The sequence below is a fragment of the Hymenobacter lapidarius genome, assembly GCF_001816145.1.
Lineage (GTDB): Bacteria > Bacteroidota > Bacteroidia > Cytophagales > Hymenobacteraceae > Hymenobacter > Hymenobacter lapidarius.
Window position 1 is genome coordinate 1 of the sequence record NZ_MDZB01000111.1, and the last position, 15,995, is coordinate 15,995.

The 15,995-nt window shown below is 54.5% G+C and carries 15 protein-coding genes; all 15 read right to left on the reverse strand.

The window, feature by feature from the left end; genetic code table 11:
• Positions 1–82: 82 nt before the first annotated feature.
• The 15 genes from BEN47_RS12055 to BEN47_RS12125 all read right to left on the reverse strand — a co-directional run bounded on the left by BEN47_RS12055 (position 83) and on the right by BEN47_RS12125 (position 15,952).
• Complete coding sequence (locus tag BEN47_RS12055; protein ID WP_070728665.1) at positions 83–346, reverse strand: hypothetical protein; 264 nt, start codon at positions 344–346, stop codon at positions 83–85.
• A gap of 73 nt (positions 347–419) precedes the next feature.
• Positions 420–989 (reverse strand): DUF420 domain-containing protein, encoded by a 570-nt coding sequence (locus tag BEN47_RS12060; protein WP_070728666.1) that lies wholly within the window; start codon positions 987–989, stop codon positions 420–422.
• Positions 973–1,647: a thioredoxin domain-containing protein gene (locus BEN47_RS12065; protein ID WP_070728667.1), complete on the reverse strand. Its 675-nt coding sequence runs from the start codon at positions 1,645–1,647 to the stop codon at positions 973–975. Before BEN47_RS12065 ends, BEN47_RS12060 begins: the two co-directional genes overlap by 17 nt.
• 3 nt (positions 1,648–1,650) lie before the next feature.
• Entirely contained in the window at positions 1,651–1,992 is a 342-nt protein-coding gene (locus tag BEN47_RS12070; protein ID WP_070728668.1) for a cytochrome C oxidase subunit IV family protein, read from the reverse strand.
• A 98-nt stretch (positions 1,993–2,090) separates the two neighbouring features.
• A complete protein-coding gene (locus BEN47_RS12075) occupies positions 2,091–2,864 on the reverse strand; it encodes a cytochrome c oxidase subunit 3 (protein ID WP_070728669.1) in 774 nt (257 codons plus the stop codon).
• Between the two features lie 22 nt (positions 2,865–2,886).
• Entirely contained in the window at positions 2,887–3,474 is a 588-nt protein-coding gene (locus BEN47_RS12080) for a cytochrome c oxidase subunit 3 (protein WP_070728670.1), read from the reverse strand.
• Between the two features lie 93 nt (positions 3,475–3,567).
• Complete coding sequence (cyoE, locus tag BEN47_RS12085; RefSeq protein WP_070728671.1) at positions 3,568–4,419, reverse strand: heme o synthase; 852 nt, start codon at positions 4,417–4,419, stop codon at positions 3,568–3,570.
• A gap of 66 nt (positions 4,420–4,485) precedes the next feature.
• On the reverse strand, positions 4,486–5,625 hold the full coding sequence (locus tag BEN47_RS12090; protein ID WP_070728672.1) for a COX15/CtaA family protein: 1,140 nt from the start codon (positions 5,623–5,625) through the stop codon (positions 4,486–4,488).
• A 121-nt stretch (positions 5,626–5,746) separates the two neighbouring features.
• A complete protein-coding gene (locus tag BEN47_RS12095) occupies positions 5,747–7,624 on the reverse strand; it encodes a cytochrome c oxidase subunit I (protein WP_083322371.1) in 1,878 nt (625 codons plus the stop codon).
• 33 nt (positions 7,625–7,657) lie between these two features.
• Entirely contained in the window at positions 7,658–8,734 is a 1,077-nt protein-coding gene (locus tag BEN47_RS12100) for a cytochrome c oxidase subunit II (protein WP_070728673.1), read from the reverse strand.
• Positions 8,735–8,825: 91 nt separating this feature from the next.
• Positions 8,826–10,142, reverse strand: coding sequence for a quinol:cytochrome C oxidoreductase (locus BEN47_RS12105; RefSeq protein WP_070728674.1), 1,317 nt, complete (start codon positions 10,140–10,142; stop codon positions 8,826–8,828).
• Positions 10,143–10,144: 2 nt separating this feature from the next.
• Positions 10,145–10,909, reverse strand: coding sequence for a c-type cytochrome (locus BEN47_RS12110; RefSeq protein ID WP_070728675.1), 765 nt, complete (start codon positions 10,907–10,909; stop codon positions 10,145–10,147).
• On the reverse strand, positions 10,909–11,436 hold the full coding sequence (locus tag BEN47_RS12115; RefSeq protein WP_070728676.1) for a DUF3341 domain-containing protein: 528 nt from the start codon (positions 11,434–11,436) through the stop codon (positions 10,909–10,911). The genes BEN47_RS12110 and BEN47_RS12115 overlap by 1 nt, the downstream gene beginning before the upstream one ends.
• Positions 11,429–12,889 carry an NrfD/PsrC family molybdoenzyme membrane anchor subunit gene (gene nrfD, locus BEN47_RS12120; protein WP_239691585.1) on the reverse strand — a complete coding sequence of 487 codons (1,461 nt, stop codon included), beginning with the start codon at positions 12,887–12,889 and terminating at the stop codon, positions 11,429–11,431. Before nrfD ends, BEN47_RS12115 begins: the two co-directional genes overlap by 8 nt.
• Positions 12,890–12,910: 21 nt before the next feature.
• A complete protein-coding gene (locus BEN47_RS12125; protein WP_070728677.1) occupies positions 12,911–15,952 on the reverse strand; it encodes a TAT-variant-translocated molybdopterin oxidoreductase in 3,042 nt (1,013 codons plus the stop codon).
• Between the last annotated feature and the right edge of the window lie 43 nt (positions 15,953–15,995).

Here is a 15,995-nt window from a genome sequence, read left to right on the forward strand (position 1 = left end):
GCGAGAGGCGCATCCAGAGCGTATCGGAAATCGTGAATTCTTGGGTCGTGGCCATGCCGCTAAAGTACCACTTCCTTAATCCCTATTCGGATAGGTTCTTAGCGCCCTTGGGGTGCGTGCGGCGATACCAGAAATAACCCACCGCACCCATCAGAATGTAGGGCACGGTCATCATATACACAATGCCTTTGTTCAACCCAGCCACCTCGTAGTCATCGCGCTCCTGGCGCGCCGATTCCACCTGCGACTTACACATTACGCACTGAGCAGTGGCTCCCAACGGCGCCAAGCTCAACAAAACGCCCAATAACAGGGCAAAAGTCGCGGCAAAAAAGGTCTTTTTCATAGTATATAAAACACTGTAGCTGAGGCAAAGTTTCCGGGAAAATGCCTCTTGCTGTCGTTGTCAGCAAATTCCTTTAGGTATAGTAGGGCGAAATCATGAGGTATACAATGACGCCCGTTACCGAAACGTAAAGCCACACCGGGAAAGTCCAGCGCGCAATGGCCTTGTGCTTGGTATACTGGCCGGTAAGGGCAAAATACAGCGTGAACAGCACGAGGCCCACCGTTGCCACTGCCAAAGCTATGTGCGTGAGCAGCAAGAAGAAATACACATAGCGCACCGTGCCCACGCCCCCAAATGAGGTACTAGCCACCTGCGAGTGGTAGGCTACGTATGAAAGCAGAAACAGGCCCCCCAACGCAAAAGCAGTACCCATCATGGCGCGGTGGCGCAGCACTTGCCTCTGACGAATAAAATAATAGCCCGCCACCAGGCACACCGCCGTGAGGGAGTTGAGCACGGCATTCACCGCCGGCAGGAATTTCACCTCAGCACCCGGAATGCGGAACAGGTCAGGGAACGAAAACAATATGGCCACCAGCAGTGGTACCACCACCCCCAGCGTGCCTAGGATGATTTTGTAGCGCGTGTAGTCGCCGGGAGTCAGCACCGGAGGGTGCAGTTTTTCAGTTGGGGTGTTCATAGTCGTAAAGCTGCACGGTAACTTCCGTGAGTAAGCGGTCAATCTCGCGGCCGTCGGTGCCATCGTAAATGCCACGCACCCGGCGTTTGTTGTCAACCAACAACAGGCGGCCGGCAGGGATGTTGGCCGTGTACACGGCGCCGGGCAAGCGTGTGGGGTCAGCGGTGAGGCGGAATTCATCCAGCGCCAGGCGTTTCAGCGAATCAGGGCGACCCGTGAGGAAAAACCACTTGCCCGCTATGGTGCCGTACTGCTCTGCCAGGCGCGTGAGCGAAGCCGCCTTTACCGAATCCGCATTCAACACAAACGTGACCAAGCGAACCCGTGGCTCTTTCCGAAACTTCTCCTGCACCCGCAGTAATGCACGGGCCACGCGCGCACTCGCCTCATCGTCGCCATAAAACTGGGCAATGTAGAGGCCACTGCCCAGTTCCGTGCTGCTTACCTCGCGCCCAGCAGATGAAGGAAAGCGGAACGGTGAAACCTGGTGGAAAACAGTATCGCGCCGCCACTTACCGCCAACCCGCGTGGAATCCACACGGTCGGGCAGGTAAGTGGGCAGCGCGTAACGGTTGGTCCCGAAGCGGAACAGGAACAGAAATGCCAGTACCGGCACCAACAGCAACAGCCCCAGCAACAAGGTTTGGCGGGGCCGCATTTGCTACTTGAACATATTTTGCAGTACTTCTCCTACGTAGGAGCCTTCAGTTACCAGCGCCACCAACAGCCACACGAGCAGCGACATTGGCACCAGAATGGTCCAAATCAAGCCCTTGGTCTCGTGCTTCAGGTGCATAAACTCAGCCACGATGAAGAAAGCCTTCATGATGGTGAGCACGATGAAGATGCTGTTGCGCAACGTGCTGGGCTCCATCAGGAACACAAACACGAATTCTACAGCCGTAATGCCGACCAGAATGAAGAAGGTCTTCCAAATCCAAGCGGTATTCGGCTTGGCAATTTCCCCTTGCTGGAGATTTTCGTCAGTTGCGTGAGCAGCCATAATCAGATAGTAAAGAGGCGATGAAAGTGGTGCAATTGCGAGGCGGACGCAGCGGCAATAAGCACACCGTCCGCCTCACGCTTAAATCACCAGTTAAATTAAACGAGGTAGAAGAAGGTAAACACGAATACCCACACCAAGTCTACAAAGTGCCAGTAGAGGCCGATTTTCTCAATCATCTCGTAGTGGCCGCGCTTGTGGAACGTGCCGTTGGAAGTGGCAATGAAGCACCACACCAGCAGGCAGACGCCCGAGAGTACGTGGGTACCGTGGAAGCCCGTGATAAAGAAGAACAGGTCAGCAAACAGCACAGGCCCGTACTCATTGACCGCCAGGTTGGCCCCGAAGAATGTGGTGCCATCAGCCATGAGCATGCCCTTTTCGGAGCCGTGGATGAAGTGACTCCACTCCCAAGCCTGGCTCAGCAGGAACGTAGTACCGAACAGAATGGTCCAAAGCAACCACTTCTGCACGTCGTTCTTATCCATGCGGTGGCCGGCCTCAACGGCCAGCACCATAGTCACGGAGCTTAGAATGAGAATCATAGTCATCAAGGCCACGAAACCCAGGGGCACGTCCATGCCGTGTAGGCCCGGGAAGGCGTTGAATACTTTGTCCGGCACGGGCCACCAGCGCGTGCTGAACACGAACTCCTCGGCCTTGCCCACGAATACTTCGTGCTTGTGACGGATAAGACCGTAAGTCGTCAGGAAGGCGGCGAAGGTAAATGCGTCAGAAAGCAGGAAGAACCACATCATCAGCTTGCCGTAGCTCGCCTTAAATGGTTCGTTGCCGCCATCCCAGGTGCCGGTGCGTGGAGCGTCTTGGGTAGCGGAAGCAGCGGGGGGCTGCAAAGTGGTCGGTTGGGACATAGCGGACAGCGTAACGTCAGTTTTAGTGGTTCAAAAGTAAGAACAAATACAGGTACAGCCAAAGCCCGCCCAGAAAGTGCCAGTATAAGGTGGCGTTGCCAATGGAGAGCAAGGCGCGCGAATGCACCTGATAATTAAGGGCTCGCTTCAGTACGACGGTCACAAAAACAAGTCCCGTAACCAGGTGAAAAGCGTGCACACCCATCAGTACGTATAAAAACGAACCGGAAGGATTGGCATCGGCGCCCCCAAAGAAGGTGTTGCCGGCCACCAAGTCGCCGAAGCTAACGTACTGGCCCACCAGGAAGGCGAGGCCCAAAGCCAGCGTAATCCCAAGACCGGTTTTCATGCGCCCGATTTCATCTTTGCGCGCGGCCGCATAGGACCACTGCATGCTGGCGCTACTCAGGGCGATGAGGATGGAATTGACCAGCAGCGACATTGGCAGGTCAAACTCCCGCCAGTTGCCTTCGTCGCGCCGCACAATATAGCCGCTGGTGAAGGCCGCAAACATCATTACAATACTGAAAATAAGCAAAACGAGCAGCACGCGCTTGGGGTGCCAGCCGAGACCTACTTCGTTTTCAGGCAATATTTCGGAAGGGTTCATAGTTGTGAAAACGCCTGCTTGCGCCGACGCAGATTATTGATAAAAATGGGTAAACACGCTTATCTGAGCGTGTTCATTTATAACAACAAACGGCTACATTTTGTCCAGTACCAACGCAATTTGTACGATGGGTAAATACAGGAACGAGGCAAACATGATGCGCAAAGCGGACTTGCGCGACTGCGTACGCATAAGGTGAAAGGTGAGCAGCAGAAAGAGTACGCCACACACAACGGCAACCAGCGCCGACACCCGTCCCGAGATGTTGAATACCAGCGGCATCAAGCTCAGCGGGATAAGCAGTAGGGTGTAGGTCATTATCTGGAAGGCCGTGCGCAGGTCCCGGTTTCCGGGAGAAGGCAGCATTTTGAACCCCGCACGCTTGTAATCCTCGTCGGCTACCCAGGCAATGGCCCAGAAGTGCGGAAACTGCCACATGAACTGGATGCCAAAAAGAACCCACGCCTCCACGCCAATGTAACCGGTGGCGGCCACCCAGCCGATTAGGGGCGGCAACCCGCCCGGGATGGCCCCCACTGCCACGCAGATAGGCGAAATGGTCTTAAGTGGGGTGTAAATGAAGCCGTACAGAATGAGCGAAAGCAACGAAAGCGCTGCCGTGAGCGGGTTGAACAGGTAGGCCAGCAGCCCAAGACCCGAAACGCCCAGCAGCACACAAAATACCCAGCCTTCCATGGGGGTGATGATGCCCAGTGGTATCGGCCGTTGGGCCGTCCGCGTCATCAGCTTGTCCAGTTCACGTTCGTGAATCTGATTGATGATGTTGGCCGAACCCGTCACCAACAACCCGCCCAGCATGACGAGCAACGCGCGGCTCCAGCTAAAATCATGCGCCCCCAACATGTAGCCAATTGCGCTCGAAAACGCAACGGTGAGCGAAAGCCGGAATTTAAGCAGCTGAAAATAGGCGCGGGCCTTAACCATTAATCCTTCTGATAATTTGCACGTTGGCACCAACGGCCATAGCCTGAGCCCCACGGAACCGCAAAGTTACGCAACAACCCGCCGGGCGGCGTCCGTAGGCTCAATTGTTTGCAAGGTTTTTCGAGCGCGGGCAACTGCTAACAGCGCCAAAAACTGGACTCCAAACAATACCGTAGCCAGCGTGAGATGAATAGGTTGCACCGCGGCCGGCAGAGAAAAATACGCAAGTACAATACCCGCCAGAATTTCCAGGCCCACTACGCTCAACGTAGCTGCTGCAAGCTGACCGAGCCGCTTACTGCCCAGCTGCCACAGCTCGTAGCACACATAAATATTCAGGAGGAGCACCACTGCCGACACCGTGCGGTGAATGTTGAAGGTATTGCCCAACTGAGCTACCCAATTCTCCCGGGCAAAGTTTTGCGCCGCTATCATATCAATCTGCTCCCTAACCTCTGTACCAAGAATTATCTGCCAGAAGGTAAGCAGCAGCGCGGCCCATAGTGCCCATTGCACAGCGGTGGTTGGCACTTTCACGCCATATAAAGGCGCCTCCTCTCCCCCATCCAGTGCTGAGGCCAGGCTGAGCTTGTCAATGCGCCACTGAGCCCGGTCCACGGCATACAGCAGCATAGCAACAATAACGAGCGCCAAAGCCATGTGGATGGTGACCATCACAGGCAGCAAGTTAGTCGAAACTACCAGTGACCCCAGGTAGCCCTGCACGCCAGTGAGCAGAAAAGACCCAAACGCAAGCCAGAAAATGGGTTGGTCCCGCTGCCAGTAAGGCAGGGCAAAAATCACGGTCAGAAACACAAATACCCCAATCAGCGCACCCAGCAGTCGATTGATGTACTCAATCCACGTTTTCACGGCATTGAAATCCGTCTCGATATATTGGGTGGGATGCGCGAAAATATCTCCCGCAACCTGTGCAAAGCCCAGGCGTTCCAGCGTACGGGCCAGCTTTTGATTTTTCGCTACCCGTTGGGCCGTGTAAATCTCCTTGTAGTCAGCGGGGAGCTGGCTGGCTTCCGTTGGCGGAATCCATTGCCCAAAGCACTTGGGCCAGTCAGGGCAGCCCATACCACTGCCTGTGCTACGCACAATACCGCCCACAAGTATGAGCAGGTAAACGGAAACTACAGTCAGCACACCGACCAATCGAAAACGGCGCACTGCAGGGCTTATCTGTAAGCTATTCATCTTATTGTAAACAACCAATCCGTATCAAAAGTCTCGCAGGATTCCAAAAAGACTAGGCAGTACCAAAGAAAAAGGGCCGCCGGTGAGGCGGCCCTTTTTGGGACTTTGTACTACTTATACCTTACTCAACAGCGTCCTGCTCATAAGGGAAGTTTGAAGACTGCGTTTTCGAGTACGGCACGTTTTGCGGGATAAAGTCCACATCAGAACCGGGCTTGCTGTAGTCGTAAGGCCAGCGGTACACGGCGGGAATCTCACCGGGCCAGTTACCGTGGCCGGGATTGACGGGAGTCGTCCATTCCAGCGTGGTCGAGTTCCAGGGGTTCTGGGTAGCACGACGGCCGCGGAAAATGCTGTAGAAGAAGTTGAAGATGAAGACAAACTGTGCGAAGAATGCCAGAATGGCTGCAATCGAGATGAACCGGTTGAGGTCAGCGAACTGCGAGAAAGCATCGAAGCCAGTCCAGGCGTAGTAGCGACGGGGGAAACCGGCAATACCTACGTAGTGCATGGGCATAAACACCAAGTACACACCGGCGAAAGTCAACCAGAAGTGGATGTAACCCAGCTTCTCGTCCATCATACGACCAAACATCTTGGGGAACCAATGGTACACACCAGCGAACAATCCGAAGAACGCCGAGCTACCCATCACCAAGTGGAAGTGAGCTACCACGAAGTAGGTGTTGTGCATCTGGATGTCCAACGTTGCGTTGCCGAGAATAATACCCGTCAGGCCACCCGAAATAAACAGCGACACAAAGCCTATGGAGAACAGCATAGCCGCCGTGAAGCGAATATTGCCACGCCACAGGGTAGCCAGCCAGTTGAACACCTTGACGCCTGAAGGCACTGCAATAATCAGCGTCAGGAACATGAAAACCGAACCAAGAAAGGGGTTCATGCCCGTAACGAACATGTGGTGAGCCCACACAACAAACGAGAGCAGCGAGATGCCAATCAGCGAGCCAATCATAGCGCGGTAGCCGAAGATTGGCTTGCGAGCGTTGGTGGCCAATACTTCCGACACCATGCCCATAGCAGGCATGATTACAATGTATACCTCGGGGTGGCCTAAGAACCAGAACAAGTGCTGGAACAATACGGGCGAACCACCTTGGTTGCTGAGCGCCTGGCCAGCAATGTAGATATCTGAAAGGAAGAAAGAGGTACCAAACGAACGGTCAAAGATGAGCAACAGTGCCGCCGAAAACAATACCGGGAACGACAGGATGCCCAAAATGGCCGTGAGGAAAAAAGCCCAAATGGTGAGGGGCAGCTTGCTCATGCTCATACCACGGGTACGCATGTTGATAACGGTCGTCACATAGTTAACACCGCCTAACAGCTGCGAAACGATGAAGAAAGCCATGCTCACCAGCCACAGCGTCATGCCAGCACCCGAACCGGGGATGGCCTGAGGCAATGCGCTCAGCGGCGGGTAAATTGTCCAGCCAGCAGCAGCAGGGCCGGTCTCAATGAACAGCGACGCAAACATGATGATGCTCGACAGGAAAAAGAACCAGTACGAAAGCATGTTCATGAAGCCAGATGCCATATCACGGGCACCGACCTGCAACGGAATGAGGAAGTTCGAGAAGGTACCGCTCAAACCAGCCGTCAGCACGAAGAACACCATGATGGTACCATGCATTGTCACCAAGGCGAGGTAGAACTCCGGGTTCAATTTACCTGCTACAATCCATTTGCCGAGGAAAGGCGCGAGCCATTCCATAGAACCTTCGGGCCAGCCCAACTGCAAACGGAACAAGCTCGACAGGGTACCACCCAAGATGGCCCAAATCATACCCGAAATCAGGAACTGCTTGGCAATTACTTTGTGGTCTTGGCTGAACACGTACTTCCACAGCCAATGCTGGTCATGGTGCTCGTGGTCGTCGTGATGCAGGTGGTCACCGTGCTCAGTGGCGGGGACGCCTGCGGTACCAATGCCACCTTGCGTTTGCACGCCTGGCGACAAATTGGGCTTAGCTGCCATGTCTGACATAAAAAGATACCGTTTTAGTAAGGATTAATAAGAAGCTGCCAGAGGAGCGGGTGCTGTTTCCTTGGCTTCAGCGGCAGGCGCTGTTACTTCTGAAACCAGCGTCTTCGACTTCTGTTTCAAAGCAGCCAGCACTTCCGGGTTTTTCTGCGAAAAAGATTGCTGAGCAGCGAACCAGTTCTGGTAATCTTCAGGCTCATCAACTACTAGGCTAGCCTTCATTGCAAAGTGGCTACCACCGCAAATCTGGTTGCAAGCCAGTTCGTAGTTGAAATTAGGGTTGCCCAGCTTCGCACGCATCTCGTCGGTAGTCATCGTAGGCGTGAACCAGAAGCGGGTAGGCATACCTGGCACAGCGTACATCTGCACCCGGAAGTGTGGCATGTACACGGCGTGCAGAACGTCGCGCGACCGAATCTTGATAAGAACCGGAACACCTTTAGGCACGTGAATTTCGTTGGTCGTAAAATCGTCAAGGCCAGCTTTGTCGCTGAGGTCGAAGCCAAATTCATTCACGGCATCAATCATGCGGTAGTTCACTACTCCGAGTTTCATATCGCGGCCAGGATAACGAACCAGCCAGTTGAACTGCTTTCCCATCAATTCGACAACGACCGAATCCTTCGGTGCAGGACCCGTGATACGGGTCCAGGCTTTCCAACCGGCGAAAATCAGGGCAGCCATTACAATGGCTGGAATCACCGTCCAGATAACTTCAATCTTGTTGTTGTGCGAGAAAAAGTAAGCGCGACGGCCTTCTTTGTATTGGTACCGGTAAGAATACCAGAACAACAGGGCCTGGGTAATGGCGAACGCCACGCCAATCACCGCCATTGTAATCCAGAACATGCGCTCCATCTCGTGGCCGTGAACGGAGGCAATGGGCGGGTTCATTTTGCTGAAGTTTTCAACAAACGAATAAGCAAACCAGGCGCCTCCGAACACCAAAAAAACCAGCATCAAAATAGCGTTTACGCTATTGCTCATGCCAATGTCTCGGGTAAACGTGCCTGAGAAAATAGATGTGAATATCTGCAAGCGAAACAGCAGGCCGAACACGACCAGCAGCAACAGCAGCACAAGCAAAATAGTAAGAGCCGTCATTGAGTTTTTAGTAGGTTGTACTAAGTATTAAAGTACCGGCAAGGTGTCATTATAAGGAACAAGCACTTTGCCGGCAATTGACAATACAGTTTTAGGTAGTGTGGTGGACACTTTCGTCCAAGAAGGGGTGATTGACCGGAACAAGAGAGGCAGATGCCAGGCGACGTGAGAAAACAATGAGGAAAGCACCGAGGAAAATGGCAGCTACTCCTATCTCTATTAAGAACCCACTTTCACCCTTCAAAGTGCCCGGCATGAACATCAAATAAAAGTCTGACCAGTGGCCAATGAGGATGGCAATGCAGACGATTTTCATGATAATCATCTGGCGCTTCGCATCGCGGGTCATCAAGCCCAGGAATGGGAAAACGAAGTTGATAACAAGGTTAAAGAAGAAGATTCCCGTGTAGCGACCTTCGAAACCTCCGAGACGCTGGTTGTAGTAAACAGCTTCTTCGGGCAGGTTAGCATACCAAATCAGCATGAATTGCGAGAACCACACGTAAGTCCAAAAGATACTGAAACCGAACATGAGCTTACCCAAGTCATGCATGTGGTTTGAAGTTAAAGCCTTCAAGTACCCTGCTTGTTTCAGGAAAATAGCAGTAAGTGCAATGGCAGCAATGCCCGATACCCACCACGAGGCGAATACGTACCAGCCGAACATGGTGCTAAACCAGTGCGTGTCAACCGACATGACCCAATCCCAGGCTGCCATCGAAGACGTGACAGCGTACAGAACCAAGAATAAGGCCGAGGCATTGATGCTCTTATGAAACCATACTGTGCCGCCCAGCTGGTCTTCAGCCAGCGACAGCTGACGCAGCTTCCAGCTGAAGTACGCCCAGATACCAAGGTAAATGATAGTGCGAATCAGGTAGAAAGGGATGTTCAGGAAACCGCTCTTACCCGCAATGATGGCGTCGTAGTTTGGATTACCCTTCTCCATGATGCCTTCGTGCGTCCAATGGAAAATGTCATGACGACCGATTAGGAACACCACAAACATGATGACGGCTCCAGGAATTACCCAGGCACTCAGGGCCTCGGCAATACGCTTTACCATTACCGACCAACCGGCATAAGCCACGTAGTTGATGGCCAGGAATACTGTTCCGATAGTTGAAACGCCGAGGAAAAATACATTGCTGTGCCATAGGCTAACCAACAGGCGTTTCAACCACACAGGGTTGCCTTCATGGTGAGCCGAGGCACCAGCCCCGGCGTGCCCGGCGGCTTCGCCTGCGGCAGCGTGCTCTTCGGCACCCCACCCCATAATAGCCGCCAGCAAACCGATGATGAGAACCACCACGCCGGCAACAATGATGGTGATAAATGTCTTACGGGCGCCATCCGTAACAACGAGCTGTTCAGCCGTGGCGCTATCTTGGTGCGTCAGAGTTGCCATAGTTATTTGTTGCCGGGGAAATAAGTGACGCCGGAACCGTTTGGAGCGATAGTTCCACCTTGGCCGGGAGTTGCAGAGCCTTTGCCTGCCTGAGCCTGAAGAACTGGGGCCTGGGTGGCACGGTCGGTCATCTCAGTAGAATCATTTGCAGTCGACGTAGGCCCTTTTGCAATGAGCTTGCTCAGGCCATCCGGGCCCTCGCCACGCTGCAATACGCGAACGTACATGGCAATTTTCCAACGCTCCTCAGGGTTCACAATGGAACCATGGGGCATCATGCGGTTGCGGCCCCACTGAATGACGTGGTAAATGTGGCCATCGTTCATGGTTTTGTAAGCACCCGCCGTGTAGTTGGGTACCCCCTTGAACTTGGCGCCTACCGGGCCGTCACCGGCACCGGCCTCACCGTGGCAGTGCGAGCAAATGCGCGTGTAAAGCACTTTGCCTTCTTCCAAATTTGCTTTGGTATAAGGAAAAGGGTTGCGCAGGGTACGCTCAGCAATCCCAACACTGTCTTTGGGAATATGATTGTAGTAATCGAGCTTACCAACGGGAACGGTAGCAATTGGGGGCGTCCGCTGGTTGATGCCAAAAGCATTGACTTTGTTAAAGCTAGTCTGCTTCAGGGGCTCGAAAGCAAGAGGCTCATACATCTCTGGCGCGTATTGCACGCCAGGGTCGTCCTGCCGGGGCGTACAAGCCGGAGCAAGGCCCAAGGACAACAGCAGCGCCGAAACGCGCAGGGTAAGGTTCAGCGGGTGCTTCATTACTTGGTGGTCATTTCTTTTTGGTTGACTTCTGAAGCGCCGTTGTCGCGCAGCAGTTGGGTCAGCCGGGGAAATTGCGAACTGGTTTCATCCAATTCGATGGCCATTACGAATTTGTCGTCGGTCGAGCGCACATCCATTACCGGCACCTTAGGACGAGGATACAGTCCCGTGATGGTGAAAAAGGTAATGGCCATGCCGTGACAGGTGAAGAAAACCGTCAATTCGAAAGCCACTGGGATAAAGGCAGGCAGTGCGATGTGCGGCTTACCACCGATAATCATGGGCCAGTCGAAGCCCAGCATGTAAATCTGCATCCAGAGCGCAAAGGCTAGGCCCGTCATGCCGAAGAAGAAGGCAGCAATGGGAAGGCGCGAACGTTCGATGCCAAGGGCATCGTCAATTCCGTGAACAGGATAGGGCGAAAACACGTCGTGGACTTTCACGCCGGCGGCGCGAACATTCTCTACGGCGTGCAGCAGCACGTCTTCATCTTCGAAGATGCCGAGGGCATAGCGCTTAGTCATGCTTGTTGTAGTTTACGGGTGCCGAAGCAGGAGCCCCGTGAATGGCAGGTTGTGGAGCGGGAGTCGCGTGAGCAGCTTTCTGCGGATTGTAGGTCGGGCCGTTGTCCACGGTGTACTTCAGGATGGTTTTCACCTCAGCCATGTTAATAACTGGGAAGAACTTGGCGAAGAGCAGGAACAAGGTGAAGAACAAACCCAGGGTACCCAAGTACAGGCCGATATCGATAATGGAGGGCGAGAACATGGCCCAGCTCGACGGCAGGTAGTCGCGGTGCAGCGAGGTTACAATGATTACAAAACGCTCGAACCACATGCCAATGTTCACAATAATCGACAGCACGAAAGTCAGCGGAATGCTGTAGCGTACGCGGCGCAACCACACCAGTTGGGGGGTAATCACGTTGCAGGTCATCATGGCCGCATATGCCCACCAGTACGGACCCGTAGCCCGGTTAATGAAAGCGTACTGCTCAAATTCAACCTGCGAGTACCAAGCAATGAAGAACTCAGTGATGTAAGCCACGCCCACAATAGAGCCGGTCACCATCATGATTTTGTTCATCAACGCAATGTGCTCCAGGGTGATGTAATCTTCGAGGCGGAACACGACCCGGGTAATCAGCATCAGCGTGAGTACCATGGCGAAACCCGAGAAGATAGCACCAGCCACGAAGTAGGGCGGGAAGATGGTGGTATGCCAGCCCGGTACAACCGAGGTAGCAAAGTCCATTGATACAATAGTGTGTACCGAGAGTACCAGCGGGGTCGAAACACCAGCCAGAATCAGCGACACCGTCTCGTAGCGCGACCAGGCTTTAGCCGAGCCGGTCCAGCCAAAGCTCAGCATCGAGTAGCTGAACTTGGCAATGGTGCCCTTGGCACGGTCGCGGATGGTGGCGAAGTCAGGAATCAGACCGATGTACCAGAACACCAGCGACACCGTGAAGTAGGTCGAGATGGCGAACACGTCCCAGAGCAGGGGCGAGTTAAAGTTTGCCCACAGCGAACCAAACGTGTTCTGGAAGGGGAATACCCAATAAGCGAGCCAGGGACGGCCCATGTGCAGCACCGGGAACATCGCGGCGCAGATTACGGCGAAAATCGTCATAGCCTCTGCTGCCCGGTTAATGGACGAGCGCCACTTCTGGCGGAACAGCAGCAATACGGCCGAAATCAGCGTGCCTGCGTGGCCAATACCAACCCACCACACGAAGTTGGTGATGTCCCAGGCCCAGTTAACAGTTTTGTTCAGGCCCCATTCTCCGATACCGAACCACACCGTGCGGTAGACGGAATAAAAGAATATACCCAGAAAAAACAGCGCCACACTCAGGGCAGCCATCCAACGGATGTTGGGCTTGGCTTCTACCTGATAGCAGATGTCTTGCGTTACGTCGTGTAGCGTCTTACCCCCGGTTACGAGCGGCTCGCGTACGGCTGATACGTGCTGCATAATCTTATAGGTTAGTGATTATTAGGCGTTTTCTTTTGCGAAGAATTCAGATTCTGCGTTCCGAATCTTGGTCAGATAAGTCACGTTTGGCTGCACGTTGATGGACTCCAGAGCATGGAAAGCTCGCTCGCCATCTTCGCGGCGCAACAGTTGGCTGAGGCGGCTGTTCGGGTCGCGCATGTCACCAAATACGATAGCCTCGGTGGGGCACGACTGAGCACAGGCCGAAACAATTTCGCCGTCCATGGGGCGACGCTTCTGCTTCTTAGCTTCGAGCTTACCCAGCTGAATGCGCTGGATGCAGAACGAGCATTTCTCCATCACACCACGGGCGCGCACGGTTACGTCGGGATTCAGCACCATGCGGCCGAGGTCCGTGAACATGTGGCCGTTTACGGTCTCAAACTTCTCGTTGGAGTAGTAGGAGAACCAGTTGAAGCGACGGACTTTGTACGGGCAGTTGTTGGCGCAGTAGCGGGTACCAATGCAACGGTTGTACGTCATCTGGTTCAGGCCTTCCGAACTGTGCGTGGTAGCCAGTACGGGGCACACAGTCTCGCAAGGAGCGTGGTTGCACTGCTGGCACATCATTGGCTGGAAGATAACCTGCGGGTTGTCCGAAGGGTCTTCCATGGCTGTGTAGGTGCCCACTTTGCCAACCGTCTCAAACTCATCCTTGTGGTGGTCGGAGCTATAGTAGCGGTCAATGCGCATCCAGTGCATTTCACGGCGGTTGATAACCTCCTGCTTACCTACTACGGCAATGTTGTTCTCGGTCTGGCACCCAATCACACACGAGCCGCAGCCGATGCACGAGTTGAGGTCCACGGCCATGCCCCAGTGGTGGTTGTTGTACTGATAGTCCTGCCACAGCGACACCTTGCTGGGCTTCTCCAAACCGTCAGGAGTGGCTACTTTTTCGTACTCCGTTACCTCTTTGGGATTCTTGATGTACTGCGCCAGCGTGTTTTCCTGCACCACCGACTTGCGGTCCATGATGGTGTGGTGCGTCTGCGTCTGAGCAATGGGCGATTTAGCCTCAGTCTTAGCCAGCGTCACCACGTTGTGGTACATCAGCCCATTGGCCGTTGCCGTAGCGAGCGGAGCAGCATTGGCACCAACCTGGTCACCGGCTTTGCCAGCCAGCGTGCGGCCGTAGCCCAGCGCGATGCTCACAGTGCCGTTGGTCTGGCCAGGCTGTATGAGCACGGGCAGCTCAAGTGAGTAGCCATTGGCAGTCACCTTGATGACGTCGCCTTGCTCCCACTGATTATCGACAGCCATTTTGCGTGGCACGGCCACGTAGTTGCCCCAAGTTGCTTTCGAAACCGGGTCGGGCAATTCTTGCAGGAAGGGGTTATTGGATTCGCAGCCAGCAGCTCCCAAACCTACTTTCTCATACAAAGTCACTTCAATTGCATTGGCAGCAGGCTTGGCAGCCCGACCAATCTGGTCAACTGCTGCGGCGGGGCTGAGTGCCGCTGCCGTCATGGCAGGAGCAGGGGCAAGCGCGGTGCCAGTGGCTACGCCGTCGTGGACTACTTTGTCCCAAGCCGCATCGGTTGGGGTCAATGCGCGCCAGGTGGCACGCAGGTACTGGTAGTAGCCGGTGTTGTTGCCAGCCCAACGCAGCAGGGTCTCCTGGCCCTGACGGGTTGCAAAAAGCGGCGTGATGACGGGCTGCCCCAAGCTCAGGAAGCCCCGCTTAGGCTCGTAGTCATTCCACGACTCCAGCCAGTGGCTGTCGGGAGCGGCGTACTGGCAAAGCATGCCGGTCTCATCCAGCCGGTCGTTGAGGGAGATGGTCAGGGGCACTTTGGCGATACCTGACTTTACTTTCTGACCGAGGGGGTGGTTGTAAACCGGGTTGGCATTGTAGAAAATGACTGCCCCAACGCTTCCGTTGTTCATGTCATTCACCAAAGCAGTCATCCGGGCATCATCGCCCTGACGCACGTAGGATGGCGCGGCCAAGTCAACCGTGGTCCCCACATTGCCGAGGGCTTGGTTGATAGAAGCTACCAATGCCTGAACCGCCGGGTCGTTGGAGCCCGATACTACGAGGCTGGCACCCCGGTTGGCGTTCAGGTCCTTCGCAGCCTGGGTCAATTTATCATTCTTGTAGGCAGAAGCTCCACCGGCACCGGTTACGGCGTTGTAGAGGGCTACTGCTGCTGCACCCATCTCCGAAGGCTTAACCGGAACGCGAATGTCGGCGTTGGAGCCGGTGAGCGTCATGGCTGTTTCGAACTGGTAATGACGCGACATGGAGCGCTTGTCCCGGCTAATCTTGCGGGTCATGGCGTACTGGCGGCTGTACTCCACGGGAGAAATCCAGGTGCCCAGGAAGTCAGCCCCAAGGCTCACAATAATGTTGGCGCGGCTGAAGTTATAGCTGGGTACGACACCGCCGTTTGCCTGAAGCAGGCCCGTTACCGATTGCGCGTCGTACATGACGTGCGTGGTATTGGGGTAGCGGGCAGCAAACTCAGCAATAGCCCGTTTAGTGGTGGGGCTAATGATGGTAGGCGAAACAATGGCAATACGGCCCGTAGTCGCCGCCAATTTGGCGCGTACTGTCCGGTCAAGCACAGCGGGCTCTATCTGCTGGTGGCCATTGCCCGATTTTACTGCAAAATGCTGCAACCGACCGCCATCGTACAGGCTCAGCACGGCAGCTTGTGCACGCGCCGAAAGGCCACCGTTGGTGATTGGCGACTCTGGGTTGCCTTCCAGCTTAATTGGCCGGCCGTCACGGCTCTTCACCAGCACGGCATTGTAGTCGGCGCCGTTGAAGTAGGTGGAAGCGTAGAAGTTCGAGATGGCCGGGTCCACTTCCTCGGGCTTGTTGAGGTATGGAATAGCCTTGCGAACAGGAGTCTCGCAGGAGGCCAACGTGGCCGCAGCCACGCCAAAACCCATTAGTTTGAGGAAGTCACGACGAGGAGCCGACGTAGCATCCGTGCTCGCATGGCTTTCCTTCACCGGCATGAACTCAGCGAAAGCTGATTGCATGAACTCCGGAGCGTTTTCCAGTTCCTCAATTCCTTTCCAGTACTTCATTTGGGAGGGTAATCAGTAGTCAGTATTGGGTAGTCAGTCGGTT

What these genes read in the sequence shown, in the direction of transcription:
- BEN47_RS12055 (WP_070728665.1), bottom strand. Translation starts at nt 346, where the DNA reads ATGAAAAAGACCTTTTTTGCCGCGACTTTTGCCCTGTTATTGGGCGTT.
- BEN47_RS12060 (WP_070728666.1), bottom strand. Translation starts at nt 989, where the DNA reads ATGAACACCCCAACTGAAAAACTGCACCCTCCGGTGCTGACTCCCGGC.
- BEN47_RS12065 (WP_070728667.1), bottom strand. Translation starts at nt 1,647, where the DNA reads ATGCGGCCCCGCCAAACCTTGTTGCTGGGGCTGTTGCTGTTGGTGCCG.
- BEN47_RS12070 (WP_070728668.1), bottom strand. Translation starts at nt 1,992, where the DNA reads ATGGCTGCTCACGCAACTGACGAAAATCTCCAGCAAGGGGAAATTGCC.
- BEN47_RS12075 (WP_070728669.1), bottom strand. Translation starts at nt 2,864, where the DNA reads ATGTCCCAACCGACCACTTTGCAGCCCCCCGCTGCTTCCGCTACCCAA.
- BEN47_RS12080 (WP_070728670.1), bottom strand. Translation starts at nt 3,474, where the DNA reads ATGAACCCTTCCGAAATATTGCCTGAAAACGAAGTAGGTCTCGGCTGG.
- cyoE (WP_070728671.1), bottom strand. Translation starts at nt 4,419, where the DNA reads ATGGTTAAGGCCCGCGCCTATTTTCAGCTGCTTAAATTCCGGCTTTCG.
- BEN47_RS12090 (WP_070728672.1), bottom strand. Translation starts at nt 5,625, where the DNA reads ATGAATAGCTTACAGATAAGCCCTGCAGTGCGCCGTTTTCGATTGGTC.
- BEN47_RS12095 (WP_083322371.1), bottom strand. Translation starts at nt 7,624, where the DNA reads ATGGCAGCTAAGCCCAATTTGTCGCCAGGCGTGCAAACGCAAGGTGGC.
- BEN47_RS12100 (WP_070728673.1), bottom strand. Translation starts at nt 8,734, where the DNA reads ATGACGGCTCTTACTATTTTGCTTGTGCTGCTGTTGCTGCTGGTCGTG.
- BEN47_RS12105 (WP_070728674.1), bottom strand. Translation starts at nt 10,142, where the DNA reads ATGGCAACTCTGACGCACCAAGATAGCGCCACGGCTGAACAGCTCGTT.
- BEN47_RS12110 (WP_070728675.1), bottom strand. Translation starts at nt 10,909, where the DNA reads ATGAAGCACCCGCTGAACCTTACCCTGCGCGTTTCGGCGCTGCTGTTG.
- BEN47_RS12115 (WP_070728676.1), bottom strand. Translation starts at nt 11,436, where the DNA reads ATGACTAAGCGCTATGCCCTCGGCATCTTCGAAGATGAAGACGTGCTG.
- nrfD (WP_239691585.1), bottom strand. Translation starts at nt 12,889, where the DNA reads ATGCAGCACGTATCAGCCGTACGCGAGCCGCTCGTAACCGGGGGTAAG.
- BEN47_RS12125 (WP_070728677.1), bottom strand. Translation starts at nt 15,952, where the DNA reads ATGAAGTACTGGAAAGGAATTGAGGAACTGGAAAACGCTCCGGAGTTC.